Source organism: uncultured Sphingobacterium sp. (genome assembly GCF_964277905.1).
GTDB classification, from domain to species: domain Bacteria; phylum Bacteroidota; class Bacteroidia; order Sphingobacteriales; family Sphingobacteriaceae; genus Sphingobacterium; species Sphingobacterium siyangense.
This window is the reverse complement of sequence record NZ_CAXYKD010000024.1, coordinates 268,693-295,077: the sequence shown is the minus strand read 5'-3', so window position 1 is coordinate 295,077 and position 26,385 is coordinate 268,693. Positions and strand designations below refer to the sequence as shown.

Annotated in this window: 20 protein-coding genes and 1 tRNA gene; 13 read left to right on the top strand and 8 right to left on the bottom strand. The window is 40.2% G+C overall.

Annotated elements, in window-relative coordinates:
* Positions 1-86 precede the first annotated feature (86 nt).
* From gcvP to ACHWSC_RS11150, 3 genes are all read left to right on the top strand, one after another.
* Positions 87-2,960 (top strand): aminomethyl-transferring glycine dehydrogenase, encoded by a 2,874-nt coding sequence (gene gcvP, locus ACHWSC_RS11160; RefSeq protein WP_394676832.1) that lies wholly within the window; start codon positions 87-89, stop codon positions 2,958-2,960.
* 211 nt (positions 2,961-3,171) lie between these two features.
* Positions 3,172-3,828: a hypothetical protein gene (locus ACHWSC_RS11155; RefSeq protein WP_075990471.1), complete on the top strand. Its 657-nt coding sequence runs from the start codon at positions 3,172-3,174 to the stop codon at positions 3,826-3,828.
* Between the two features lie 208 nt (positions 3,829-4,036).
* On the top strand, positions 4,037-4,864 hold the full coding sequence (locus ACHWSC_RS11150) for an N-acetylmuramoyl-L-alanine amidase (protein ID WP_394676831.1): 828 nt from the start codon (positions 4,037-4,039) through the stop codon (positions 4,862-4,864).
* 78 nt (positions 4,865-4,942) lie between these two features.
* Here the strand turns inward: ACHWSC_RS11150 and idi are convergent, their stop codons facing one another.
* The 7 genes from idi to ACHWSC_RS11115 all read right to left on the bottom strand — a co-directional run bounded on the left by idi (position 4,943) and on the right by ACHWSC_RS11115 (position 13,449).
* The gene (idi, locus tag ACHWSC_RS11145; protein ID WP_394676830.1) at positions 4,943-5,482 is read right to left on the bottom strand and encodes an isopentenyl-diphosphate Delta-isomerase; all 540 of its coding nucleotides are present in this window, start codon (positions 5,480-5,482) and stop codon (positions 4,943-4,945) included.
* Positions 5,483-5,558: 76 nt separating this feature from the next.
* A complete protein-coding gene (locus ACHWSC_RS11140; RefSeq protein ID WP_075990474.1) occupies positions 5,559-6,872 on the bottom strand; it encodes a nicotinamide mononucleotide adenylyltransferase in 1,314 nt (437 codons plus the stop codon).
* A 79-nt stretch (positions 6,873-6,951) separates the two neighbouring features.
* Positions 6,952-7,494, bottom strand: coding sequence for an NUDIX hydrolase (locus ACHWSC_RS11135; protein ID WP_088159778.1), 543 nt, complete (start codon positions 7,492-7,494; stop codon positions 6,952-6,954).
* A complete protein-coding gene (locus ACHWSC_RS11130; protein ID WP_394676829.1) occupies positions 7,494-9,230 on the bottom strand; it encodes a phospho-sugar mutase in 1,737 nt (578 codons plus the stop codon). The genes ACHWSC_RS11135 and ACHWSC_RS11130 overlap by 1 nt, the downstream gene beginning before the upstream one ends.
* 32 nt (positions 9,231-9,262) lie before the next feature.
* On the bottom strand, positions 9,263-9,946 hold the full coding sequence (locus ACHWSC_RS11125; RefSeq protein ID WP_394676828.1) for a hypothetical protein: 684 nt from the start codon (positions 9,944-9,946) through the stop codon (positions 9,263-9,265).
* A 17-nt stretch (positions 9,947-9,963) separates the two neighbouring features.
* The gene (locus ACHWSC_RS11120; protein WP_394676827.1) at positions 9,964-10,728 is read right to left on the bottom strand and encodes an enoyl-CoA hydratase/isomerase family protein; all 765 of its coding nucleotides are present in this window, start codon (positions 10,726-10,728) and stop codon (positions 9,964-9,966) included.
* A 36-nt stretch (positions 10,729-10,764) separates the two neighbouring features.
* Positions 10,765-13,449, bottom strand: coding sequence for a TonB-dependent receptor plug domain-containing protein (locus ACHWSC_RS11115; RefSeq protein ID WP_394676826.1), 2,685 nt, complete (start codon positions 13,447-13,449; stop codon positions 10,765-10,767).
* Between the two features lie 123 nt (positions 13,450-13,572).
* Here ACHWSC_RS11115 and purD point away from each other — a divergent pair, with 123 nt between their 5' ends.
* The 10 genes from purD to ACHWSC_RS11065 all read left to right on the top strand — a co-directional run bounded on the left by purD (position 13,573) and on the right by ACHWSC_RS11065 (position 26,133).
* Positions 13,573-14,847 carry a phosphoribosylamine--glycine ligase gene (gene purD / locus ACHWSC_RS11110; RefSeq protein ID WP_394676825.1) on the top strand — a complete coding sequence of 425 codons (1,275 nt, stop codon included), beginning with the start codon at positions 13,573-13,575 and terminating at the stop codon, positions 14,845-14,847.
* Positions 14,848-14,935: 88 nt separating this feature from the next.
* Positions 14,936-15,007: transfer RNA gene (locus tag ACHWSC_RS11105), tRNA-Glu, on the top strand.
* A 741-nt stretch (positions 15,008-15,748) separates the two neighbouring features.
* Positions 15,749-17,200: an IPT/TIG domain-containing protein gene (locus tag ACHWSC_RS11100; RefSeq protein WP_394676824.1), complete on the top strand. Its 1,452-nt coding sequence runs from the start codon at positions 15,749-15,751 to the stop codon at positions 17,198-17,200.
* A gap of 11 nt (positions 17,201-17,211) precedes the next feature.
* On the top strand, positions 17,212-20,295 hold the full coding sequence (locus ACHWSC_RS11095; protein WP_394676823.1) for a SusC/RagA family TonB-linked outer membrane protein: 3,084 nt from the start codon (positions 17,212-17,214) through the stop codon (positions 20,293-20,295).
* Between the two features lie 11 nt (positions 20,296-20,306).
* Positions 20,307-22,364, top strand: a complete 2,058-nt coding sequence (locus tag ACHWSC_RS11090) for a RagB/SusD family nutrient uptake outer membrane protein (RefSeq protein ID WP_394676822.1) — start codon at positions 20,307-20,309, stop codon at positions 22,362-22,364.
* A 15-nt stretch (positions 22,365-22,379) separates the two neighbouring features.
* Positions 22,380-23,363, top strand: coding sequence for a DUF4973 domain-containing protein (locus tag ACHWSC_RS11085; protein ID WP_394676821.1), 984 nt, complete (start codon positions 22,380-22,382; stop codon positions 23,361-23,363).
* Between the two features lie 56 nt (positions 23,364-23,419).
* The gene (locus ACHWSC_RS11080) at positions 23,420-24,166 is read left to right on the top strand and encodes an aspartate/glutamate racemase family protein (protein ID WP_394676820.1); all 747 of its coding nucleotides are present in this window, start codon (positions 23,420-23,422) and stop codon (positions 24,164-24,166) included.
* 98 nt (positions 24,167-24,264) lie between these two features.
* Complete coding sequence (locus tag ACHWSC_RS11075) at positions 24,265-24,978, top strand: pirin family protein (protein ID WP_394676819.1); 714 nt, start codon at positions 24,265-24,267, stop codon at positions 24,976-24,978.
* 85 nt (positions 24,979-25,063) lie between these two features.
* Positions 25,064-25,708, top strand: coding sequence for an MgtC/SapB family protein (locus tag ACHWSC_RS11070; RefSeq protein ID WP_201666907.1), 645 nt, complete (start codon positions 25,064-25,066; stop codon positions 25,706-25,708).
* Between the two features lie 47 nt (positions 25,709-25,755).
* On the top strand, positions 25,756-26,133 hold the full coding sequence (locus ACHWSC_RS11065; protein WP_394676818.1) for a hypothetical protein: 378 nt from the start codon (positions 25,756-25,758) through the stop codon (positions 26,131-26,133).
* Here ACHWSC_RS11065 and xseB read toward each other — a convergent pair whose 3' ends face one another.
* Positions 26,134-26,355, bottom strand: a complete 222-nt coding sequence (xseB, locus tag ACHWSC_RS11060; protein WP_075990493.1) for an exodeoxyribonuclease VII small subunit — start codon at positions 26,353-26,355, stop codon at positions 26,134-26,136. It lies immediately after the preceding gene.
* Between the last annotated feature and the right edge of the window lie 30 nt (positions 26,356-26,385).

Genomic DNA, 26,385 nt, shown 5'->3' with positions numbered 1-26,385 from the left:
TCATCCAAAAAACGACTGTTTATAAGAGAGTTAATTGCCTAATTATTATGTCGCTAACTGTCTATAAGCGTTAACTTTTTGCACACATGAGCAATATACACTTCCAAGAAAAATTCGAAAGTCGCCACAATGGCCCAAGTCCAGTTGAAGCGAATGAAATGTTGGCTAAATTAGGCGTTTCGTCAATTGACCAACTTATTGACCAAACGGTCCCTTCTCAAATTCGTGCTCCAAAACCTTTAAATCTTCCTAAAGCATTGTCTGAGGTAGCCTATTTAAAGCGTATTGCGGAAATCGCTGAGAAAAATAAAGTTTTTAAATCTTTTATTGGTCAAGGTTACTACGATGTAATCCTTCCGGGCGTAATTCAACGAAATGTATTTGAAAACCCAGGATGGTATACGCAGTATACTCCTTATCAGGCGGAGATTGCACAAGGCAGGTTACAAGCTTTATTGAACTTCCAGACTGTAATTTGTGACTTTACTGGTTTAGAAATAGCAAATGCTTCTTTGTTGGATGAAGCTACGGCTGCAGCTGAAGCCATGTTTATGCTTTATTCAGCTCGGAAAAATAAAGATGCTAACGTATTCTTGGTGTCGGACAATGCCTATGCGCAGACGGTTGATGTATTGAAGACCCGTGCCTTGTCTTTTGGTATTGAACTTAAGATTGCGGCTATTGCTGAATCAGAATTAACAGATGATGTATTTGCTGCATTTGTTCAATATCCTGCAGCGGATGGTTCAATTGTTGATTATAAATCATTTGTAGCTACAGCTCACAGTAAGAATATTACCGTATGTGCTGCGGCAGATTTGATGAGCTTAGCATTGTTAACGCCTCCGGGAGAATGGGGTGCAGATGTTGTTGTTGGTAATTCGCAACGTTTTGGTGTACCGATGGGCTTTGGTGGTCCTCATGCAGCATATTTTGCGACACGCGACAGCTTCAAACGTAATATCCCTGGTCGTATTATTGGTGTTACTTCCGATTCAAATGGAAAGTATGCATTGCGTATGGCTTTGCAGACTCGTGAACAACACATCCGCCGTGATAAAGCTTCTTCAAATATTTGTACTGCACAAGCTCTTTTAGCGATTATGGCTTCTTTCTATGCCGTGTACCATGGCCCAGAAGGAATCAAAAATATAGCATCACGTATCAATGCTTTGGCCAATCTGTTGGATCAAGCATTACAGTCGTTGGGTTATACGCAATTGAATGCGGCTTATTTTGATACACTACGTGTAGACTTAGGTGCTCATGCTGGTGCTTTGAAATCAGAAGCATTAAATAACGAATTAAACTTCTATTATAATGGTTCGGAAGTTTCAATCGCTATCGACGAAACAACCACATACGAAGATATTAAAACAATCGTCAAAGTATTTGCTAAAATTCAAGGTAAAACATTGAATGACGTAGATTTCGATGCTTTAGAAGAGAATTTAGGTTCTTCAATTCCTGCCGATTTAGTACGTACTTCTGCCTACTTAACACATCCAAACTTTAATAGCTATCATTCTGAACATGAGATGTTGCGCTATATCAAATCGTTGGAAGCAAAAGATTTATCGCTTTGTCACTCGATGATTCCATTGGGCTCATGTACGATGAAATTGAATGCTACAGCTGAAATGGTGCCAGTTACATGGGCGAGATTTGGCGGTTTGCATCCATTTGCTCCTGCAGATCAAACTTCAGGATATATGCAAATGATCGGTGAATTGAACGATTGGTTATCTGAAATTACTGGTTTTGCGAAGATGAGTTTCCAACCAAATTCAGGAGCACAAGGCGAGTATGCTGGTCTGATGGTTATCCGTGCTTACCATGAGAGCCGTGGTGATCATGGACGTAATATCTGTTTGATCCCTGCTTCTGCACACGGAACAAACCCTGCTTCTGCTTCTATGGCAGGCTTAAAAGTGGTCGTTGTGAAATGTGATGAATTAGGAAATATCGATATTCCAGATTTAAGAGCGAAAGCGACTGAACATGCTGCAAACTTGAACTCACTGATGGTGACTTATCCTTCTACACACGGTGTATTTGAAGAGTCGATCATTGAAGTCTGTGAAATTGTTCATGCAAACGGCGGTCAGGTTTATATGGACGGTGCGAACATGAATGCACAGGTTGGATTGACAAGCCCAGGGCATATTGGTGCCGATGTTTGTCACTTGAACCTCCATAAAACATTCTGTATTCCTCACGGTGGTGGAGGTCCAGGTATGGGACCTATCGGTGTTGCAAAACACTTAGTTCCTTTCTTACCTAATCACGAAGTGGTTTCGACTTCTGGTGAAGAGGGTATCTCTGCTGTTTCTGCAGCTCCATTTGGTTCAGCATCGATCTTGCTTATTTCCCATGCTTATATTTCAATGATGGGTGGTGAAGGCTTGACAAATGCGACAAGAACAGCAATATTAAATGCAAACTATATTAAAGCACGTTTAGAAAATGCATATCCGGTACTTTATTCAGGTACTAACGGACGTTGTGCACACGAAATGATCTTAGATTGCCGTGGATTCAAAAACTTTGGTATCGAGGTTGCAGATATTGCAAAACGTTTAATGGATTATGGTTTCCACGCACCGACTGTTTCTTTCCCTGTTGCAGGAACATTGATGGTTGAGCCTACTGAATCTGAGTCTAAAGCTGAATTGGATCGTTTCTGTGATGCATTAGTTGCTATCCGTGAAGAGATCGCTGCGGTTGAAGCAGGAGAGGTAGACCAAGCTAACAATGTACTGAAACATGCACCACATACAGCTTCGGTTGTAACTGCAGATGAGTGGGACAGACCTTACAGTCGTCAAACTGCCGCATACCCATTGGAGTATGTAAGAGAACGTAAATTTTGGCCTTCGGTAGGTCGTGTGAACGACTCTCAAGGTGACCGTACATTGATTTGTTCGTGTCCTTCAATTGAAGAATACGCCGAAGCATAATCTCGGTAGTTATAACGGAAGGCCTCTATACTTGTATAGAGGCCTTTTTTTGTGTAGCGCAGTCCCATCCGGCAGTACCTAGGTAATACAAGTAACAGGTAGAAATTTAGGTTGCGCTTTAAGGTCTAAAGATCGTATGCAAACAGATTTTAAAATTTAGATTAATTATATTATTTTGTTCTTTTTAGCGTTTTAATTAAAACTGATAATCATGAAAAGACAATGGAAAGTAATGCCTGTTCTTTTAGGACTGGGCCTTTTGGTCGCGAGCTGCGGCAACAGCAAATCCAGTGAAGGTGGTGAAGATGCTAAGGAGAAAGAGGCTGGGATTTCGGATGTAGTTAAGGGAGTATCCAACTTGGGTAATCTGAGTGATGGAGCAAAAAAATTGGAAGACCTTCAAGCCAAACTTAAATCCGAGAAACCATTAAGTTCGGAAGAGTTGAAGGCTTTTTTACCGGAAAGCTTAGATGGTTTAAAAAGAACTTCCTATTCTGGCGGATCAATGTATGGGGCAGAAGTTGTATCTGGAGAGGCGACTTATACCGTCGATAACCAGAAGGAAATTAAAGTTAATATCATTGATGGCGCGGGCGAGACAGCTTCGGCAATCGTGGGTTTGGCGCAAATGGGCTTCATGGTAGATTCAGAGAAAATTACAGATACTGAAATAGAAAAAACTGGCGAATTTGAAGGTAAACGGGCAAAAACAACAGATAGCAAAGGAGTGGAAGGCTCAACGGCAAAAAGCTCCGAAATAAGTTATCTTGAGAAAGATCGCTATCTAATTACCCTCCGGGGAAACGGGTATAGCCTGGACGAGCTGAAAGGGTTTTTGGCAAAATTGAACCTCAGCGCATTAAAATAATAAAAAATGTAATTTCAGTTAAGCTGGAAATGCATAGTTGACATGGGAAAGGCTCAAACATTGGTTTGGGCTTTTTTTAAAAGCAGGCGGGGTTGTTCCGCAATGTATAAGAAAAGGGTGTTTCGAGATTATACCTAACAATAGGATGGAGCTAATAAATTTGTTTTTGTTGGCAAATTTACCTTAGTTTGTGCTGAAACATTTCAATATGAAGATACTAAAATTTTCCATCAATCTTTGTGTCGCAACAGCATTATTGGGTTCCTGTGCGGGAGGGAAATACGCGAAGACTGAAAAGGTATATAAGAAGCAAGCAAAAGAATTTTCAAAACTCTATAAACAATCGCCTGTCACCGGTCAATTGGAGAAGGTGAATGTCAAAGAACAACAATGGATCGCCTCGATTAATTTTGGCATCCGTAAACCAAATTTTGTTGTCATTCATCATACTGCTCAGGATTCTTTGGGACAGACCATCCGTACATTTCATTCCGCGAAAGCAGGTGTAAGCTCCCATTATGTGGTTGGTCGGGATGGAAAAGTAGTGCAGATGGTCAATGACCTCTATCGTGCACATCATGCGGGCTTGGGGAAATGGGGCAATGATACCGACCTCAATTCTTCTTCCATTGGTATCGAGCTTGACAATAATGGGACTACTGATCCTTGGACTGATGCCCAGATAAATGCCTTGACGCAGTTGTTGACTTATTTAAAAACAACTTATAAAATTCCGCAGGCAAATTTTATTGGACATATGGATTTGGCGCCAACCCGAAAAAATGATCCGTCACGTTTTCCTTGGAAAAAACTGGCTGATCAAGGATTCGGCTTTTGGTATGAGGACTATTTAGAGATGCCTCCAGCAGACTTTAACCCAAAAATGGCATTACGTATCATCGGTTACGATGTAAGTAATCTCGATGCGGCAATAAAAGCATTTAAGATTCACTACATTCAGCAGGACGTAAATACAGCGTTCATGAGTGAGAATGATCTTAAAATTCTGTATTCCATCTATAAGAAATTTTTATAGCGATTCGCTAAACTAAAAAAAAAAAAAGATCCTGCTTTTTAAAAAAGGCAGGATCTTTTTTTGCAGGGTATAAGATTGCTATAATTTGTTCTTATATATATTGGAGTACGTATCGAAAACACGTTGATAGATTAGTTTGAACCAGGGGGTAAACTGCTCGGGTGAGTGTTGTATTTCATTTTGAATTTCCCGTTGGTTCATGTATTTTGTTGCGGCAACTTCTTCTTCGTTAATTTCTGGAGTTCCATTAAATTTTCCGAATAAGACATAATCGAATTCATGCTCTGTAAGTCCGTTGTCAAATTGAGCTTTATAAACGAACGAGAAGACATCTTGAAGGGCTGTTGCAGTAATTCCTAATTCTTCCATTAAGCGCCTTTTGGCGGCGTCTAAGTTACTTTCTTCTAGGCGCTGATGCGAGCAGCAGCTATTAGTCCAAAGTCCGCCACAGTGGTATTTATTTAATGCTCTTTGTTGCAGGAGCAATTCGTCTTGGTCATTGAACAAAAATACACTAAAAGCACGGTGCAATAAACCCTTTTCATGGGCTTCATATTTCTCCATGCTACCAATCATCCTGTCATTGCTGTCAACCAGTATTACATTTTCTTGCTTCATAAGGCACAAAAATAAATATAGCCCAATTTAAGAAAATTGGGCTATATAATAAATTAAAATTTTGGAGACAATCTGCTTATACGGTTTTTACAAATTTCTCATCGTAATTTTCAATATCTATAATGTAGCCGTTTTTAATTAAGAATTCAAATAAAGGTTTGGCTTCTTCAGAAACCGGCATATTGTGCGTCGTAATAATCTTATTTTCTTTTTTCAAGAGATAAGGATATGCATAGAGTTTCACATTTTTATTGAACATTCCCGAGATATAGGAAAGGAGTTCATTGGTGTATAACTCTTTATTATAATTATCTGAATTGAAAATGTTCTTTAAATTGTAAACGTTGGTTGCAATTCCAATGTTCTTAGGCTTAAAGTTGCTTATAAACTCTGCTAAATGATTATTTCTTCTAAAGTTGCTAACGATAATATTATTGCCTGTTGCACATAGTTCGTCAGCCCTAGAAGCAAATTCTTGCAGGTCTTCATCTGTAATTTCATGTGTATCTTCCAACACATTTCCCATCAGGACTTCAATTAATACAATGGTGTCTGCGTCAGTTGCCCCCGTATTTTTTTTGAACTGTTCAACGGCAAGATTGAAGAGATCAAAGTTTGGAAGGGATTTCTGACGGTATTTGGTACGAAGTAAAATAATGTTCTTTTTGTACAGATAATCTTTGATTTGTACCGCTTTACCATCAGGCTGGAATATTGCGGCTTTAGCAAATCCTTTTGCAATCAGGTATAAGTTGATGAGACGTTGGTTGACGTTTTCAAATAGAGGCCCGTTTAATTTAACCAGGTCAATCTCAACGGAACCAACAGAAAGGTTATCGACCAATGATTCGATCATGGTCTGCACATTGTCTGTATAATAATAAGCCGCAAATAATAGGTTTACACCAATGATACCTAAAACTTTTTGTTGCAATTGGTTGTCGCTGTCTAGTAGTCTTACATGGACGATGATATCATTTGTAGGGCCTCCAACTTCATGTTGGAAGCGAAGTCCGATCCAGCCATGAGGTTCATTTGTCTTGGTGAAATTGAGGGTTGTTACCGTATCTGCAAAAGCAAAGAATTTTTTGTTGCAGTATTTATCGCCATGAAGTCGTTGGGTAAGAAGATTGAATTCATGGGAGAGCATTTTCTTTAAACGTGTTCTGCTGACATATCGACCATCAGCCTCTTCACCATAAATCGCATCACTGAAAGCCATGTCGTAAGCTGACATTGTTTTAGCAATTGTGCCTGATGCTGCTCCTGCGTTGAAAAAGTTACGTGCGACTTCCTGTCCAGCACCGATCTCTGCAAAGGTTCCATAAATCTCTGGGTTTAGATTTATTTTCAGGGCCTTTCGCTTGGTTTCAAAAATTTCTCTTGCCATGATGCAAAGGTACAAAAATCAGCAAGCTAGTGAAAATTAAAAGTATGAATGAAAAAAACAGAATAAAATTAGGCTTGTTTTATAACAAGCCTAATTTGTTGAAAGCATAGAATAGCGCACTAGCATGTAGTGCCTGACTGAATTTGTTGTCTAGCAACATGCTTTTTGCTTCTTCAAGCGGTATACGATAAACATCGATTTCTTCATGTTCATCTAATGCCTGTTCCTGAACTTTTTTGCCCCCCGTCATCAGGTAGGTATAGGTAATATTACCACTTGTCGCCGGGTTGGCATAAAGCGTGGCGATTTCTTCAATCTGATCAAATTGATAGCCTGTTTCTTCAAGCATTTCACGCACAGCAGCATGTTTAGGATCTTCTCCTGCTTCTGTTGTCCCTGCGGGAATCTCCAATGAAATAATGCCTGCTCCATGGCGGTATTGCTTAATGACCAGAAGTTCGTTCTGCTCAGTAATTCCGATCATATTTACCCAATCTGGATACTCCAGTACGTAATAATGGTCATTGATCCGTCCATCCGGAAGCTCACAGGTATCTCTGCGTAGTGTAGCCCAAGGCTCTTTACAGATATATTCAGAAGATAATAGTTTCCACTTTTCCATTAGCTTACAATATCTTTCATCATACGGTCAACCTTCTCTTCCAAAATAGTTTGTACATCGAAATAATCAGCAGTATCTTTCAAGCTTTCTTTTACAGAACAGTAAAATTTAATCTTGGGTTCAGTTCCCGATGGTCTGGCAGAAATCACATCGCCATCTACTGTTATAAATTGCAATACATCAGATTTAGGCAATGCGATCGCTCTTCGCTCCCCTGTACTCATATCTGTGATTTGGGAAAGCTGATAGTCCCTGATTTCTTTGACTTTTATTCCTCCGAGTGCGGTTGGTAGATTATGACGTAAGCCATTCATCATGGCTTGAATTTCTTCGGCACCAGCCTTTCCTTTTTTAGTTAGGGAAATGAGCTTTTCTTGATAACAGCCAAATTCTTTGTAGATATCTAATAGAACTTCGTAAACTGTTTTTCCTTTTGTTTTGAAATAGGCGGTCATTTCGGCTAGGAAAGCACAAGCGTTTGGAGCGTCCTTGTCACGCACCAAGTCGCCGACCAAGAAACCATAACTTTCCTCTCCGCCCACAAGATATTGTGCTGAATCGCCTAGATTAGTAATCAATTCACCAATATATTTGAAGCCTGTAAGTGTTTCATAATGTTTTACACCATAGTGATCTGCAATATCGGCTTGTAAATTGCTGGTTACGATAGTTTTTACAATATATGGATTCGATCCGAGTTGTTTTAGTTCACTTTTTGCACTGAGGACATAGTAAATCAATAAACTGCCGATCTGATTACCATTGAGCAGTTGAAATTGTCCCTTATTATTTTTTACGGCAATCCCTACACGATCGGCATCGGGATCTGTTGCCAATACAAGGTCAGCATCAATTTCTTCCCCTTTTTTCTTTGCTAAGGCCATTGCATCTTCCTCTTCGGGGTTTGGATAGATTACTGTTGGAAAGTTGCCATCGGGCGTGGCCTGTTCAGCAACGACTGAAACATTTTCAAATCCCCAGGCTTCTAGCATTTTAGGAACAATGGTAATTCCGGTACCATGTATCGGCGAAAAAACAATTTTCAGGTTTTTTTGAGCCAGTACCGCTTCCGGATGAATACTTAATGTTTTATTGGCATTGATATAGAGCTGATCGATTTCTTCCCCAACAGGAATGATGTTTTGCGTATTCCCCTCAAATTTAATATCGCTCACTGAACTGATTGCGTTTACTTCGTCGATTACATTTTCATCATGAGGTGCAGTCAGCTGGCAGCCATCGTTCCAGTAAGCTTTATAACCATTGTACTCCTTTGGGTTGTGTGAAGCCGTTAACATAACGCCGCTCTGACAGCCGAAATGACGAATGGCAAACGACAACATTGGGGTCGGGCGCAATGCGGTGAACAGATGTACCTTTATGCCGTTGGCGGCAAACACGTTGGCAACCAGTTGGCCAAATGCCTGCGAATTGTTGCGGCTATCATAAGATACCGCTACTTTAATCTCCTGATCTGCGAATTGTTTCTTTAAATAGTTGGCTAATCCTTGCGTGGCTTTGCCGATCGTATACTTATTCATACGATTGGAGCCCACACCCATAATGCCCCTTAAACCACCGGTTCCAAACTCAAGATCCTTGTAAAAAGAATCCGTAAGTTCTGTCTCCTCATTATTGTCGATTAAATCCTGAACTGCTTTCCGAGTTCCTTCATCATAACTTGGCGTTAACCAATCTTCGATTTTCCTTTGTATGTCCTTATCTAAATTTTTCATTATCGTTAAGTTTGGCTAAAATGTACAACATATTATGCATCACATCCGGCATAAGCGCGGTCTATGACTGTAATATACCATTTTTCTCCCTCTTTTGTCACATGAAAAACAAAGGGTTCTTCATGTTCATTGGAGGTCATAATGGCTCTATAACTTTTGGATTCTATATTTCTTAGTCGCTGTAATTCAGTGTTATTAATTTTGGCGTCAAGAATTTCATTCATGAACTTTGCTGTTTGAGATAATTCATTGGGGCGGGATTTTCTATCGCAATAGAATCCGGCTTTATCCCACTTCATCGTACCACAATCAAAAATAGGTAGTTTTCCGGCCTTTAATGGTCCCTTGTATGTTAACTTTTCATAAGAATGGTACTCTGGCACAGGTTTAGAAAAATTAAAACTGTTTTGGTGTACATAAGAGTCTAGCGCGCCTGGACGATAAATAATATAAATTCCCAATTTGGGATGTATATAGGAATTGATTGTTTTACTGTCCTGTTCTGAATATGCCTTGGCAAGTTTCTCCAGTACCTCCTCCAGAGTTTCGGAGTTCTCTTTCTTTACTTCCTTTTCAGTCGTGTCACGTTTTTGTAGGGTATCCACAGGAATTGAATCCTGTACGATTTTTACAGCCTTATCTTCTTTTTTACTATTTCTGCAGGAGATTGTGCTTGCAGTGAGACAAATAAGAATAAAGAAAAAGAGATTTCTCATGATGATTTTTTTTAATATTACTTCTTTGAAGTCAAGTTTTCAATGATTGAATTTAGAATAGAGCGCGTTGACGGAAGCCACCATTGTTCGAGGATGCGCTGGATTGTCTCTTCTCTATTCTCGCGCAATTTAAGGATTATTTCCTTTCGGAAGTTCAATTTGGATGTCTGCCAGGTCTTTTGGTTGAACTGCGTAATCTGTTTTATCTTTTTTGTTGCGGTATTGAAGAGTATATTAGCGGGAACAATATCGTCGATAAGCCCCTGTATTTTTGCATCTACAGGAGAAAGCAATTTACCTTCGAGCAAATTCTGATAGGCATTCCGTTTTCCGATCCAAAATGCATAAAGCTGAAATATACTTTCAGGGACGATGAGTCCGACTGGAATTTCATTAAGGCCAATCACAAAATTCCCTTCGACCATAATGCGATAATCGCAGCAGAGCGCCAGTACGCAGCCTCCAGCGGGACTATGGCCAGATATTGCGGCAACTATTGGTTTTGGAAAAGCGGCGAGTAACGATGTCGCTTCTAAGAATAAATTCCAGAATTCCCGAATCTGTTCTTCATCGTATTGGAATAAGGTAATTAGATCGAGTCCTGCGCTAAAGAAGTTTTCCTTGCCAATCAATATTGCACCATAAATGGCTTCATTTTTCTGGGAAGATTCTAAAGTGTCTATCAGTTCCTTCAATAGCTGTGTGTCGATGGCATTTGACTTTCCCCTGTCGAGGAAAATACTTAAAATATGATCTTCTATTTTGGTTTTAATATGTTCCATAACCTTGTCTTTAAATTTAACGATTTGTTTGCACTGCTATTGTGGTTTTACCTCTATTAAATACTCAAGATGAGCAATTTTTCCATCCATGCTTATTCCCTCAACAGTTAGTTTGTAAGTCCCAGGTTCGTCAGAAGTAAAGAAATCGAAATGTGTTTTTCCTTCTTTCTGCGTAATCAGATTTGGTTCCCATGCGATTGTTGTCCGTAGATCGCGTGTAAGCTTATGTTGGATTGTTGCATCATATTGAGGCTTGAAAAAGGTTCGGGGTACATATAGTCCTTTTGGCGTGATCGTTAGAATTCCTGTAGGGGTATAAGATGAGGAGATGGCATCTCCCGATTTACTGGTAATAACGATAACACCGTTGCCTCCGTAGCTGCCGTATATGGCCGTATTTCCCGCACTACGAAGAACCTCGATACTAGAAATATCCGCTACATTGATCATGCTTATTTGATCTGCTTCAATATACATCCCATCAAGAACAATTTGCATGGGACTTCCGCCATTTAACCCCATGGATCTCGTGCTGTAAGGGACACCATTTCGAAACATGACACCAACTAATCGACCCGCAAGACACTGCTCCAGTGTCGTACAGGTGGAAAGGTCCTCGGCCGAAATCACTTGATCGGCATTTCCTGGGCCGTTGAGGTTTCTGGAGTTTTTGTCAGCTTTATTTGTTCGTACTCGATTGACCTGTACCTCTTCCAACCGAATGCTCTTTTGGATTATGCCCGCAGCTTCCAATTCGCCAAGGAATTGTTGGCTATTTTTCAGTTGTGTAAGCAGCGTGGTATTGATGTCGTTAACCAGCAAGGGTTGATCTTTACTCGTATTTGGAAGGGGGGTGAGCGGGTTGTCTATAACAATATCAACTCTTTTTTTCTCTTTAGGGCCATCACCTGTCACAATAAACTTGACACTGTCTGCAAATAAAAGTTCGTCAAATGAGAATCTGCCATTATTGTCTGTCAGCGTATCTACGCTCAGCAACATATTGCTCGTTGGTATTAGCGTTACTTTGGCATTTGGAACCACAGCCTTTCGGGCCGTTTTCTTGATGGTCCCAGCGATCGTAAGTCCTTTTTCAGGAAGGAACGAAGTTGTTGACGTACTGGTGTAATTCTTCCAGTCCAACTTGCGCCAACCTTGGATCAACATCAGATTGTCCAGTTCTGTCAGTTTAATGTTTGTTAAATCCTCAAAGTAATAATTGGGACGTTCAATAAAGCCGCGAAGATCAGATTTCAATAGGAGCTCCGAGATAATAGATGAATAATAACGGTCTGTCGTGGAATCAACCTTGCTGAGGTTTACCACTGATGCGGAGAGCGCAGCAAACCTAGTGGTGTCACTATCATCATATTTAACGGAAAGATTAGCAATCACTTTATCGCGTGTTGTGAAGCTGGATTTGTTGAGTTCTACGGCGACAGGAAGTAAGGTCGATGTCGTATTGTAATTAAACACTAATCTTTCTGCTATAGGAACCATTTGATCTGTTAAGATGGATAATTGTAAAACTCCAGAAGGCAGGTTCTTTTTGGGGATATTGAATAAGATGTCCGCGCCATTCAATTTCTGCTTTGCGGCATGGAAGACAAGGCCATTGTATTGGGCTACCAGATATATATCTTTGCCGTTGACCAGATCCGCTGTCGCGGATAGTTGTGCTGCAATCTTATCCTTTAGTCCCGAATTTACCGTAAGAACATATCCGGAATTCAGCACTGGCGGTAAGGCTGTGCTTGTTGAAGACCCATCTTCGAAAAGGGCTGTAGCGACGTATTTTTTTCCTGCCTCTAGGACGAGCGGGATACTTCCCATCCCCAGTGAATTTGTTTCAAAATCTGCAACAGTCGTTTGATTTTCTTCCACCACGGTTATTTTGGCTTTTTTTCCCAATCCAGCAGGAGTAAGGATTTTGAATCCTGTCTTGCATAATATGTTGCTGACCAGTTCGCCACTTTCGGGGAAAATTTGAATGCTATTTTGGCTGTTTGGATCCGGGATAACAAAACTTTTTAGGATACGTCTTTTATCCAAAGAAAGAAATTGTAGAGACAGTGTTCCGCCTTTAAAGTCATCTTTCAATTCCAAAGCTATTGTTCCATTATCATTCGATTTTAATCGGCCGGATTTTTCTTTATTGTTGTTCGGTTGTAGGGTATAACTGATGCTGTTATTAATCAGTGGGGCTCCCTGAATGGTTTTGAGATTAATCTGGAACATGTTTTCTGTTCCGTTTTTAACGAGTTCACTTCTCGTCATGATATTATCGGATCGGCCATTTGTGATCGGAATAACGCGTTCATAGAAATTGGCTACAGAGTCATTTTGCATCCATTTGGTAAATGATCTAACGCGGTAGGAACCTTCTTCCAAGGTGTCCGGCAGATTGAAGTCGCCTATACTTAGACCGATTGTAATTGGAATTTTGATACTTTTAATGATCTTATTGGTTGGAGAAATCAATTCTACGTTAGCAATTTTACTAATGTTGCTCAAATAATTAAAAGGGGCGGTGGTGCAGTATAATTTAAACCAGATGGTTTCTCCAGCCGAATAATCATTTTTGTCCAAATGGAGATAGATTTTTTCTTTGATGTGCTGGCTATGGTAAGTATCCAGTTTCTGCAACGTCTGATCGATCTGGGCCGACGCCAAAAAAGCGAATAGGAGGCAATTTACTAACAGCAGTAATTTAGCATACATATGACTAATGTTTTATGAAAATTAGAAAATATTTTCCTTTATTCAATTTATAAATCAAAATATTAGTCTCATTTTAAACGATCTGATACCTTAAAATTAGCATAAAAAAAATATCTTTGTGTTATGAATATCCTAATAATCGGTTCAGGAGGTCGTGAATCCGCCTTCGCCTATAAGTTGTCGAAAAGTCCACGTTTAGATCAGTTGTTTATTGCTCCAGGAAATGCTGGAACAGGTGCGTATGGTCAGAATGTAAATATTAAAGTTACTGACTTTGCTGCTATTGCTTCCTTCGTTTTGGAGAATAACGTGCAAATGGTGCTCGTCGGTCCCGAAGAACCTTTGGTAAAAGGTATTCATGATTATTTTTTAAATCGGGAAGATTTAAAAGATATCCCGGTAATAGGGCCACAACAGGAGGGCGCTCAATTGGAGGGCTCAAAAGATTTTTCAAAGCAATTTATGGATCGCCATGGCGTACCTACGGCTGCTTCAAGATCGTTTGATGCAACATCATTGGAAGATGGATTGGCTTACCTTGAAACGCAAAAATTGCCGATTGTGCTTAAGGCTGATGGTTTAGCTGCAGGCAAAGGAGTGTTGATCTGCGAGACGCTGGAAGATGCTAAAGCTGAGCTAAAAGCGATGATCGCAGATTCAAAGTTTGGTGAAGCTAGCCGAGTTGTGGTTGTTGAAGAATTCTTAAAAGGAATTGAATTGTCTGTTTTTGTTTTGACAGATGGTAATTCATATAAAGTGCTTCCTTCTGCAAAAGATTATAAACGTATTGGAGAAGGTGATACAGGCCTAAATACGGGTGGTATGGGATCGATATCTCCGGTTCCTTTTGCAGATGAGACATTTTTAAATAAAGTAGAAGAGCGTATTATCAGACCGACAGTTGAAGGACTTAAAAAAGATGGTATTCCTTATAAGGGATTTATTTTTATCGGTTTGATGAATGTAGAAGGGGAACCTTACGTCATCGAGTATAATGTTCGTATGGGGGATCCGGAGACTGAATCCGTATTGCCGCGTATTGAATCGGATCTGTTGGATTTACTGGAAGGTGTTGCACAAGGGAATTTGGATCAACGTTCCTATACAGTATCTCCTAAAACAGCCGTGACGGTGATGTTGGTTGCCGGAGGTTATCCCGGAGATTATGAATCTGGAAAAGAGATCGCCAATATTGAAAACGTGAAAGAATCCATCGTATTTCAAGCAGGTACGAGAGAGCTGGATGGCAAGATCGTTACTGCAGGAGGACGTGTAATTGCTGTTACCACATTGCAAGATACATTGTTTGAAGCCCTTCAACAGGCAACTGCAGATGCTGGAAGGATATATTTTGAAGGGAAATACTTCAGAAGAGATATCGGTTTCGACCTTATTTAAAAAATATTTAGTTTTTTTTTGGAATACTGATTTTAAGATCTATATTTGCAACTCCAAAAACAACAATGTTATTGGAGTTGCATAAAAGGGCCCGTTCGTCTAGGGGTTAGGACGCAAGATTTTCATTCTTGAAACAGGGGTTCGATTCCCCTACGGGCTACAAAAGATAAAACCTGCAAATATTTTTGCAGGTTTTTTTTGTTTGAACCCAAGCGAGCAGCAAATGATATGGCTTGATCCATAAGATCTCCGAATAGCGGACTAATTCTCCAGTCAGCCAAAGCAAAATGCTTTTCACATGCCAACCTTTTTTCAAAATAATATCCAAGAAGTGGCGTGTACGCAAATATGTGGTCATCTTTATTTGCTGTGATACAAATAAGCAGTTTATTGAGATAATTCTATAGTATCAGAATCTTTACAATCCCTAAATTTGAGTAATCAATTATAGAAAGAAAACCTTAGAGAAGCATTTAGAAAGTCAAATCAGAAATCATTCGTCCATTTTCTTCGTGAAGAAAAAATAGTGTAGAGCACGGGGAATGGGAACCGTTAAGGTCGATAGCTATTGTGAGTTTAAAATAGAAAAATAAGTAGAAAAGTAATTTTAAAAACCGAAAGACTTTGAAGCGATTGTCAGAAAGTCTTTTTTTAGCTTAAGATAGCTAATACCATTTAGCTTTATATAAAAGTAACCAATTATGTGGAAATTAAAACTAAGCGTTCGCTCGGTGATGAGGCGAGCCTCAATCCGTTCGTCCTAAAACTATCCTATAAATAGCAGTGATGTTAATGAAATTTTAAGGAATATATCACATAATCAATGAATCTGGGATTCATTGGCGGCGATATAGTAATGTTTATAGAATAAATTCTAACTAATTAAAAAAACCTTATGAGAATGAAACAAATAGCGACTAATAGTTGGTTTCTAAATCGGATGATTTGGCCCATTATGGTGCTTATTTTCGGCTTTGGAAGCTGCAAAAATGACAATCTTGGCAGTATTTCAGAAGGTGTGCCCTTTGATCCTTCGCAACCTGTTGTTGTTTCGGACTTCGCTCCCAAATCAGGAGGTATGGGGCAACGACTTGTGATCTATGGAAAAAACTTTGGAAACGATCCAAAAAATGTAAATGTTTTTATTGGCGGGAAGAAAGCTGTAGTCATTAACGCTTTGGGTGAATCACTCTATTGTCTCGTACCAAAGCAGGCTTTCAAAGGTGACATTGAAGTGCGCGTCGGAGGAGAGGAAAAGCCTGTCGTCGGAAAGGCATCCGCAAATTTTGACTATCAGCGTAAACTTGTTGTATCGACTCTAGCGGGGTATCGAAACGCACGTGGTGATGAACCTTGGAAAGACGGGAAGTTTAAAGATGCAGATCAGAATCAGATGGCAAGCGGCTTTTGGCTTTCTTCTTTTATGAAGTTTGATCCCCTAAATCCAAAGCATCTTTGGATGACCTTCGATAACAATAATGGTCTATATCTTATCAATTTTGAGGATAGTACCATAACAAAAAAACGTTCGGATTTTGATCGTCCACGTAGTGTCGACTTTTCTATGGATGGCAATTATATGATTGTGGCTCAGGATCGTGGGGGAGAAAATGATGAATCTACCCTGCTTTTTTCGCGTGCCAGGAATTTTTTGGACAAAGAGGTATTGACAAGAAGTAAGCAATGTAATGGAGCGTCTGTTCATCCGGTCAATGGCGAAATGTACTTTAATAGCTATGCGAAAGGAGAGTTTTACCGTTTCGACCTGAATCAATATTTCAAAGATAAAACGACTAAAGCAGAGTTTCTATATGTCATTCAGGATCCGGAATGGGAGTACCGCGCATTGATTCATCCAAGTGGAAATTACGCTTATATTTTAGTTATTAACCAAGGCTATATTATGCGTGCCGATTACAATTGGGAAAAGAAACGTTTTAATCAGCCTTATCTTGTTTGTGGAAAAGTTAGGGAATCGGGATACAAAGATGGTGTGGGTTCCTCTGCTCGTGTCAATCAACCTTATCAAGGCGTTTTTGTTAAAAATCAAGCCTATGTGGAAGCAGGCAAGCCGGATCCGTATGATTTTTATTTCACAGATCTTAATAATCATGCGATTCGTGTGCTTACGCCTGAAGGGGCTGTAACCACCTTCGCTGGTCGCGGAAGCTCAAGTCTCAATAGTAATCCGTATGGATATGTGAATGGTGATTTGCGTGATGATGCTCGTTTTGATCGTCCATCAGGTATAGCATATAATGAGCAAGAAGGGGCCTTTTATATAGGAGACCGAGAAAATCGCCGGATTCGCAAGATAGCGTTGGAAGAAATGGATGAAAGTAACCAAAATTAACCTGTGATAAAATGATAAATAAAATATTGTTAACATGTATGTTGCTTCTCTGTGTGACCTTTGGTGTGTTGGCGCAGGATATTCTTGAAGTAACGGGTGTAGTTGTTGATGGACAGAAAGCACCCATAGTTGGTGTCAGCATCTCAGTTAAGGATGTGCCTGGGTTGGGAACTACGACCGATAATAAAGGAAATTATAAAATTAAAGTTGAGCGTTATAAGACGCTTGTATTCTCATCTGTGGGGTATCAGAAACAAGAAGTACTAATCAAGGATACGCATGCTGTTAATGTGACATTGAAAGAATCTGAGACTAGTGTGCTCGAGGAAGTCGTGGTTACTGGTACGGGTACACAGAAGAAGTTGACATCGACCGCTGCAACGAGTAGTGTGGATCTAAACACGATGACAAAGAATCCAACTTCAAGTATAAGTAATGCCTTGATCGGGAATGCTCCTGGTGTGCTGGGGATGATGCAGTCGGGGCAGCCTGGAAGAAATATTACAGAGTTCTGGATCAGAGGTATTTCTACCTTCGGTGGCGGAGCGTCGGCTCTTATTCTGGTCGATAATATTGAGCGTGACATAAACGATATCAATATTGAAGATATTGAGACGATCAATATTCTTAAAGATGCAGCTGTAACTGCGATCTACGGTTCAAAAGGAGCAAACGGTGTTATATTAATCACCACAAAGAGGGGTAAAGATGGTAAGATCAGTATCAATTTTAAAGATGAAAATATCTACAATACCCGGACTATTACACCTGAGTTTGAAGATGGTATTACCTACGCAAATCTCCTAAATGAAGCGCGTATTACACGGAATTTTGAGCCTATTTATCAGCCAGAGGAGCTTGAAATCCTACGCTTGGGCTTGGATCCCGATTTATATCCAAATGTCAACTGGAAAGATCTATTGCTAAAAGATGGAGCGATGACTTATCGTGCCAATCTAAATATGACTGGTGGTGGGGCAACTGCCCGTTATTTTTTGTCCGGAAGCTACATTAATGAAGGGGGGATGTATAAAACGGATGAAACTTTGCGCAACGATTACAGTACAAATGCAAATTACAAAAGATATAACTACCGCTTAAACACCGATATTAACGTAACCAAAAGCACTGTGTTGAAAATTGGCGTTGCGGGCTCCCTCAATAAAAGAAATAGCCCCGGCTTAGGAGACGATGACTTTTGGGGTGTGCTCTTTGGTTATTCGCCAATTCGTACGCCTGTATTGTATTCGAATGGCTACGTGCCTGCTATTGGAGCTGGAAACCAAACCAATCCTTGGGTAGTTGCTACACAGACTGGGTACAATGAAACCTGGCAAAATAAGATACAGACAAACATTTCTATTGAGCAAAATTTTGACTTTATTACCAAGGGATTACGGTTTAGAGGAATTTTGGGCTACGATACAAATAATGACAATAATATTCAACGGCGCAAATGGCCGGAACAGTGGCGGGCCGAACGTGCACGAGATGAAAATGGCAATTTGATATTTACACATATTTCTGATCCGCACGAACTGTATCAGGCAAGTAGTGCTAGTGGTGAGCGTCGCGAGTTTTATGATATGATGTTCAATTATGACCGTAGTATTGGTGATCATAACATTGGTGCAGTTGCTCGTTTCACGCGTGATGCGCTTGTTCGTACAGTTGATCTTGGTGATGATATTAAAAATGGAATCGCAAAAAGGAATCAAGGGTTAGCTGGACGTCTGACTTATAATTGGAAATCACGCTATATTGCTGATTTTAATTTTGGGTATAACGGGTCAGAAAACTTTGCTCCAGGTAAACAATATGGCTTTTTTCCGGCTGTTTCAGCAGCATGGAATATCGGCGAGGAGCCTTTTGTAAAGGAAAATATCTCCTGGATGAATATGTTTAAGGTGCGTTATTCTTGGGGAAGAGTAGGTAATGATCAATTGGCTGGCGGTGTGCGCTTCCCTTATTTATCGACCATCTCGCAAGTAAATGGAGGTTATGACTGGGCTGATTATGGATTTGAACGCCCGTATCTAGCCATGAAATATAGTCAGGTGGCATCCCCTAATGTGACTTGGGAAATGGCTACAAAAAGGAATTTGGGATTTGATTTGGCGCTCTTTAAAGATAAGATTATTGCCAACTTGGATTTCTTCAATGAGCAACGTACCGGGATTTATATGGCCCGTAATTTTCTACCTGCGATGGTTGGACTAGAATCCGTACCAAGTGCTAACGTGGGAGCGGTGAAATCCAATGGTTTTGATGGTCGTTTAGAATACAAACAAAAGTTGGGGGAAGTAAATTTAACTGCCAGAAGTAATATTACGTATAGTAAGAACGAAATCACTGAGATTGATGAAGAAAATAATGTGTATGGCTATCAAAATCAAAAGGGATACCGCGTTGACCAAGCAAAAGGACTTATTGCGTTAGGCTTATTTAAGGACTATGATGATATACGAAATAGCCCAAAACAGGTATTCGGAACTTACCAGCCAGGAGATATCAAATATAAAGATGTCAACGGTGACGGTATTATAGATGATGGCGATCGTGTTGCGATTGGCGCAACGAGACGTCCCAATTTGATTTATGGCGTAGGATTGTCAGCGAGTTGGAAAAGTTTAGATTTTAGCGTCCATTTTCAAGGAGCGGGGAAATCAACTTTTTTCACCTATGGAAAAACTGTATATGCATTTAGTGAGGGAGAATGGGGGCAGGTGCTGAAAGGTGTGATGGGCGATAACCGTTGGATATCGGCAGACCTATCTGGCGACCCATCGACAGAAAATCCCAATGCCTCTTATCCAAGGTTGAGTTATGGTGCGAATCCCAATAATTTTAGAGAGTCAACTTTTTGGTTAAAAAATGGTCAATATGTTCGCTTGAAAACGCTCGATATTGGTTATACCTTGCCAAAAGCACTGACCAATCGAATTAAGACTAATAGCATTCGTGTTTTTTTTACGGGCTCGAATTTATTGACCTGGTCAAAATTCAAGCTTTGGGATCCCGAGTTAGCGACACCAAGAGGAGAGGATTACCCATTACCTAAATCGTTTACATTTGGCATCAATGTCAATCTATAAATTTAAAAAAGATGCAAAGAAAGAATCTATATATTGCGATGATGCTCGTATTTAGCGCAAGTGTTGTCTCGTCATGCAAAAAGGATTATTTAAAGTCCGATCAATATTTTAAGGATCGACTCAACATAGAGAAAACGTTTAAAAGTAAACTCTATTCTGAAGAATGGCTTGCACATGTATTTGAAGAATTCAGGGGCGAAAATGCCGATGTTGCGAGTAAGGGAAATACTCCACATTGTTTCGCGGATGATATGTATTATGGTGACCGGGATCGCGATTATGACCCTTCGAAAAATGAATTGTCCTACAACATGTTTAAAATGGGGCAGTACACCGAAAATGATAAGCAAGGAACCTGGACACAATCTTATCGCGGGATTCGCAATGCTTCGACCTTTATTCAGAATATTTATATGAATAACGAAATGTCTGCAGCTGAGATCTCCGATTATAGGGGGCAGGCACGTTTTGCAAGGGCTTATCTTTACTGGTTATTGCTCCGCAAATATGGTCCGGTGCCAATATTACCGGACGAAGGTTTGGATTATACCGATAGCTATGATGATCTGGCTATTCCGCGAAGTACGTATGAGGAATGTGCAACCTATATCAGCGATGAATTGTTGCAGGCTGCTAAAGAAATGGAATCCTTAGGGATGAAACGTGGGCAGGACGGTTCGGCAAGGCCAACTGTTGGCGCGGCTTTGGCTGCACGTGCTAAAGTGTTACTCTATGCCGCAAGTCCATTGGCGAATGGTAATAATTCCGGCTATGCGGCACTATTGGTGGATAAACAAGGTAAACGATTGCTTTCCGCAGAATTTAAGGAAGAAAAATGGGCAAAAGCTGCAGCAGCTGCACGAGATGTGATCGAATTGGGGCTATACAAACTTTATACAGCGCCCTTTCAGGAAACGGGAGATGATGCGACAGTTAAACCGCCTGAGGATCATAATTTTTCAGACAAAAGCTGGCCGGAAGGGTGGGCAAATATTGATCCCACGAAATCATATGCTCAAGTATTTGATGGCACATTATCGGCATCGGGCAATCCAGAATTAATCTTTACACGTGGCAAAAATCAACCCAATGAAGGAATTGATCAGATGGTAATCCATCAACTACCTCGTTCTGCAACAGGATGGAATACACATGGTCTTACACAGAAACTTGTCGATGCCTATTATATGAATGATGGAACAGATGTCCCGGGTAAGGATAAAGAAATAGGACGTGGAAATGGCTCCAATAGAAGTACAGGATATGTTACCCAAGACGATTATAATGCAAAAAAATATAGACCATTGCGTCCAGGTGTTTCTTTGCAATACGCAAATCGTGAGCCTAGGTTTTATGCATCTGTTTCGTATAGTGGTAGTTTTTGGACTTTGCTCAATGAAACCAAGGAAGAAAATCGCAACAAACAAATTTTTTATTATAGTGCAGATCCAAAAGGCAATGGCTTTAACTCGGCCAATGGATATTGGTTACGCACAGGATTTGGGGTTAAAAAATTTGTTCACCCAAGTGATACTTATGAGGGGGGTGTGGGATCGCGTGTCGTCCCCAAAGCAGAACCCGCGATCCGTTATGCCGATATACTACTGATATATGCCGAAGCATTAAATGAACTAAGTAGTTCTTTTACGATTCCGTCCTGGCGAGGTGGAAGTTATACGATAAACCGCGACATCGCTGAAATTAAAAAGGGTATTCAGCCTGTTCGCATCCGGGGTGGAGTTCCCGATTATTCCGCGAGTGTATACGGAAGTAAGAATGAATTACGTAAGTCTATAAAGCGTGAACGGTTTATAGAGCTTATGGGTGAGGGACAACGCTACTATGATTTGCGTCGTTGGATGGATGCTCCGGTTGAAGAAGCTTTGCCGGTTTATGGGTGTAATGTCTTGATGAATGAAAAAGAACGTGATCTTTTCTACCAACCAGTCGCGATTTGGACATTGAAAACGACCTTTGCGGATAAAATGTGGTTCTGGCCGATTAGCCATACGGAGCTTAAACGCAACAAGAATTTAACACAAAACCCTGGTTGGACCTATAACGATTAATCAACTATGCAATTTATGAAAAAGTCATCTATACAGCTTTTGTTCCTGATGGTATTATGTGTATGCTATGCATGCAACGATGAATGGAAAGAGGAACAATTTGAACATTACGTTTCATTTAAAGCCCCTCTGGAAAATGAGGGTGTCGCAAATATTTATGTCCGGTATAAAGAGGGGCAAAAAACTACATTTCTACAGCCGTTGGAAGTGAGTGGATCGACCACAAATAATACGGATCTTTCAGTACGTGTTGCGGTGGATCCCGATACATTGGGCATATTGAATTATGAACGTTTTCAGACCAGAGAAGATTTCTATTACAAGCAGTTGAATAATACGTATTTTTCTATCCCTGAGACCGTAAATATAAAGTCGGGGGAGAACACCGCGTTAATGGCTATCGATTTTTCGTTAAAAGGAATTGATATGGCCGAAAAATGGGTGCTTCCATTGACGATTTTGGAGGATCCCGCTGCTAAATACAAAATAAACCCTCGAAAATATTATAAGAAAGCATTACTGCGTATAAATCCTTTCAATAATTATTCAGGAACTTACAGTGGCACAGCCTTAAAAGTGGTGATGGATGGGCATGAAAGTGAGACTCCGATTGTCAAGAGCCAAATTAGAAGCTATGTAGTTGATGAAAATACAGTTTTCTTTTATGCAGGGAACATTGATGAAGATCGTAAAGACAGGAAGAATTATAAGGTCTTTGCAACGTTCAATGAAACTGGTGGGGTTACATTTCGGGCTGAAAATCCAAATATGAAATTTACTGTTAAAAAAGATGCAAGTTATACTGTTTCGGAACAGATGGATGCTGTACGTCCTTACCTATTGCATCGTTATATTACGGTAAATAATGTGGATTATGAATTTACGGATTATACCTTGGTTTCTACGACAGCTATTAAGTTCAAGGTTTCGGGCTCATTGATCTTGGAACGGCAATTGAATACGCAGATTCCTGACGAAGATCAGTCCATAGAATGGTAATTTCTACAAACCATTTGTAAGACTATTGGTTATATCTATGATATAAAAATAGTTTTATGATTGGAATAGTAGGTGGACTAGGCCCTTATGGCGGCTTGGATATTACGAAGAAAATTATAGATGAGACGGCGGCAAGATCCGATCAGGAACACTTGCCGCTCTTGTTATTCTCATGTCCAAATTTAATCTCTGACCGAACGGCGTATTTATTGGATAAATCCAATGTTAATCCCGGTAAGGCTATCGCTGCAATTTTAAGACAACTTGAAATGGCCGGAGCGACCATTGCGGCGATTCCGTCCAATACGGCACATGCAGAACCAATTTTTTCTGTTGTTCAAGATGAGATGGCTCGTATGGGGAGCACATTGAAGCTATTGCATATCGTCTATGAAACTGTCCGATTTGTAGACGAAAACTATCCCGACACGACAGTCGGGATTTTGTCTACCGCAGGAGAACAGATCTGCAGTTTATATCGGGAAGCATTTATTCGAAAAGGTTTCGTTGTTGTCGAGCCGGAAGGATCGCAGCAAGAGAAGGTAAATAATGCAATCTATGATGAGGATTATGGAATAAAGGCCCAACCCGTACCGATTGCGAATAAAGCAAGGGAAGATCTATTGTTGGTCATGGATGATCTGAAAAAGAAAGGAGCGCAGGTCATTATTTTGGGTTGTGCAGAGTTACCTTTGGCTATCCCTGAACGGGATTACAATGGGATGACTATCATAGACCCGAATAGAATTCTCGCGCGTGCACTTGTTTACGCGCTAGCTCCGGATAAATTAAAGCCACTGTAGTCCTCTCTTTTGACAAATTGTCAGATTTTGGGTTTATATTCCTGTTGGTATGGGTTTTGTCCTTGATAGTTAGAAGCTTATGCAGTAAGGAGGATAACATGCAAAAGATTATACATCGGGAAAGCGATCGTGGTCACGTCGATTTCGGCTGGCTGAAAAGTGCGCATTCATTCAGTTTTGGACAGTATCTTGATCCCGAAAGGATGAATTTTGGTGCACTGAGGGTATTGAACGATGATCAGGTGGAAGGTGGTCAAGGTTTTGATCGGCATGGACACGACAATATGGAAATTGTTAGCATACCACTGGAGGGGGAACTGGCACATCAGGATAGTATGGGCACTGGCCGTACGATCCAAACAGGAGATGTGCAGATTATGTCTGCAGGTACTGGGGTGCAGCACGCCGAGTTTAATAACGATCAGAAGAATCTTGTTAAATTTCTACAAATTTGGGTAATCCCCAACGAAATAGGGTTGGAGCCCAGATACGATCAGAAATCCTACCTTCAGTTGGATCGGCACAATAAATTTGCAACGATTGTTTCGCCGGATAAAATGGACCACAATGCTGTACATATACATCAGGATGCATATTTTAACTTGGCAGACATCGAGGCGGGTAAAAAGATAGAATATACTATTCATTCGGAGCAAAATGGGCTTTATCTTTTTGTTTTGGAAGGAAAGATCGCCGTAGCAAATGAAATGCTATCAAGAAGGGATGCCATTGGTTTATACGAAACAGAAAAAATAGCGCTTGAAGCTTACTATGATACATCATTACTGCTAATTGAAGTACCAATGTATTAGGTCGAAGAAAAGCTATTCTTTAATAGGGAGATCATTTGATAGATCTCCCTATTTTTCTTAAATTGGATGAAGAAGAAATAAACTCATGGATAACCTATTACAACCTTTCGAATCGCGTGACGTTTTACTTATCATGTTATCAGTCTTAATAGGTCTGCTGATTGGGATTGAACGTGAATATCGCAATAAATCCGCGGGTTTGAGGACGTTTATATTGGTGAGCTTTGGATCTTGTCTTTTTACTATTCTTTCATTAAAAATTGGATTGGCAAATCCAGATCGATTGGCGGCAAACATTATTACCGGTATTGGTTTTCTAGGAGCAGGCGTGATTTTCAAAGAAGACAATAAAGTAAGTGGTATAACGACCGCTACGACAATTTGGGCTGCAGCTTCTTTGGGCATGTGTGTTGGTGCTGGATATATATTTTTAGCGTTTATTGGTGTAGGCTTGGTTCTGATGATTTTAGCGCTGCTAACTTATTTGCAAACCTATATTGACAATTATCACAAGATAAAAGACTATGAACTGCAGACCTCATCTGAGGCAGATTTTGAACATACCGAGCAGTTAATCAGACGGATGGGTTTTAAGGCTGTCATTGTAAGTCAACGCTATAACAAAGAAAGTTTGAATACCATTTGGCGATTGACGGGAAATGTGACCAAACATCGGGAGTTTGTAGAAACAGTGCGCCGTGATAGGCAGGTCGTGGCTTATCAATATTAGCAAGCTTTAGGATGAGCTAAAATGTATTAGGAAATGATGTCTATATTATGAGTACAGTTAAAATTGAAAAAGGACAGGCTTTTTGGTTAACGGATCCCCAGGAACATGACTTCCCCGCAGCTTACGATTATTTGGAGCTTTTATTTGTTCCGGAAGAATGTAAGGCCTTTGTTGACAAACTTAGAGGAGCAACTACGATAAAAAAGAAATCCAAGGATATTTTGCGGGCTAGTGCACTTCCGCTGCTTCCTGATACCAATCGCCACGTCAAGGAAAATCTAAGAAAGATCAAGAAGAAGGAAAAGTTATCTCCAATTCTGTTGGTTCGGGCAAACGGGAAACTTATCATAGCAGATGGTTACCACCGCTTATGTGCCAGTTATTATTTTACCGAGGATCTTGATGTGCCTTGTCGTTTGGTTTAACTATTCGTCATCATCCGTTTCCTGAGCAGGGGATATTTTCTGTAATAAACTGTTTACCTCGTCCTCCGTTGCTGTTAACTTGGCTTTGCAGACTTGAATGAGGTCGGAAGCCCTTTTGATTTTTCCCGCGAGCTCATCAATATTTGTTGTGCCATTTTCAATTTCTCTTACGATTGTTTGCAACTCGTTAAAGGCATCTGTATAGGTATAATTCTGTTCCATTATGATATGATTTCTTTAAAATTTTGTGTA

Coding starts and splice junctions, on each gene's coding strand:
- xseB (WP_075990493.1), bottom strand. CDS start 26,355: ATGGAACAGAATTATACCTATACAGATGCCTTTAACGAGTTGCAAACA.
- ACHWSC_RS11080 (WP_394676820.1), top strand. CDS start 23,420: ATGATTGGAATAGTAGGTGGACTAGGCCCTTATGGCGGCTTGGATATT.
- ACHWSC_RS11100 (WP_394676824.1), top strand. CDS start 15,749: ATGAAACAAATAGCGACTAATAGTTGGTTTCTAAATCGGATGATTTGG.
- ACHWSC_RS11095 (WP_394676823.1), top strand. CDS start 17,212: ATGATAAATAAAATATTGTTAACATGTATGTTGCTTCTCTGTGTGACC.
- ACHWSC_RS11085 (WP_394676821.1), top strand. CDS start 22,380: ATGAAAAAGTCATCTATACAGCTTTTGTTCCTGATGGTATTATGTGTA.
- ACHWSC_RS11075 (WP_394676819.1), top strand. CDS start 24,265: ATGCAAAAGATTATACATCGGGAAAGCGATCGTGGTCACGTCGATTTC.
- ACHWSC_RS11070 (WP_201666907.1), top strand. CDS start 25,064: ATGGATAACCTATTACAACCTTTCGAATCGCGTGACGTTTTACTTATC.
- ACHWSC_RS11135 (WP_088159778.1), bottom strand. CDS start 7,494: ATGGAAAAGTGGAAACTATTATCTTCTGAATATATCTGTAAAGAGCCT.
- idi (WP_394676830.1), bottom strand. CDS start 5,482: ATGAAGCAAGAAAATGTAATACTGGTTGACAGCAATGACAGGATGATT.
- ACHWSC_RS11090 (WP_394676822.1), top strand. CDS start 20,307: ATGCAAAGAAAGAATCTATATATTGCGATGATGCTCGTATTTAGCGCA.
- gcvP (WP_394676832.1), top strand. CDS start 87: ATGAGCAATATACACTTCCAAGAAAAATTCGAAAGTCGCCACAATGGC.
- ACHWSC_RS11125 (WP_394676828.1), bottom strand. CDS start 9,946: ATGAGAAATCTCTTTTTCTTTATTCTTATTTGTCTCACTGCAAGCACA.
- ACHWSC_RS11120 (WP_394676827.1), bottom strand. CDS start 10,728: ATGGAACATATTAAAACCAAAATAGAAGATCATATTTTAAGTATTTTC.
- ACHWSC_RS11140 (WP_075990474.1), bottom strand. CDS start 6,872: ATGGCAAGAGAAATTTTTGAAACCAAGCGAAAGGCCCTGAAAATAAAT.
- ACHWSC_RS11155 (WP_075990471.1), top strand. CDS start 3,172: ATGAAAAGACAATGGAAAGTAATGCCTGTTCTTTTAGGACTGGGCCTT.
- ACHWSC_RS11115 (WP_394676826.1), bottom strand. CDS start 13,449: ATGTATGCTAAATTACTGCTGTTAGTAAATTGCCTCCTATTCGCTTTT.
- ACHWSC_RS11150 (WP_394676831.1), top strand. CDS start 4,037: ATGAAGATACTAAAATTTTCCATCAATCTTTGTGTCGCAACAGCATTA.
- ACHWSC_RS11065 (WP_394676818.1), top strand. CDS start 25,756: ATGAGTACAGTTAAAATTGAAAAAGGACAGGCTTTTTGGTTAACGGAT.
- ACHWSC_RS11130 (WP_394676829.1), bottom strand. CDS start 9,230: ATGAAAAATTTAGATAAGGACATACAAAGGAAAATCGAAGATTGGTTA.
- purD (WP_394676825.1), top strand. CDS start 13,573: ATGAATATCCTAATAATCGGTTCAGGAGGTCGTGAATCCGCCTTCGCC.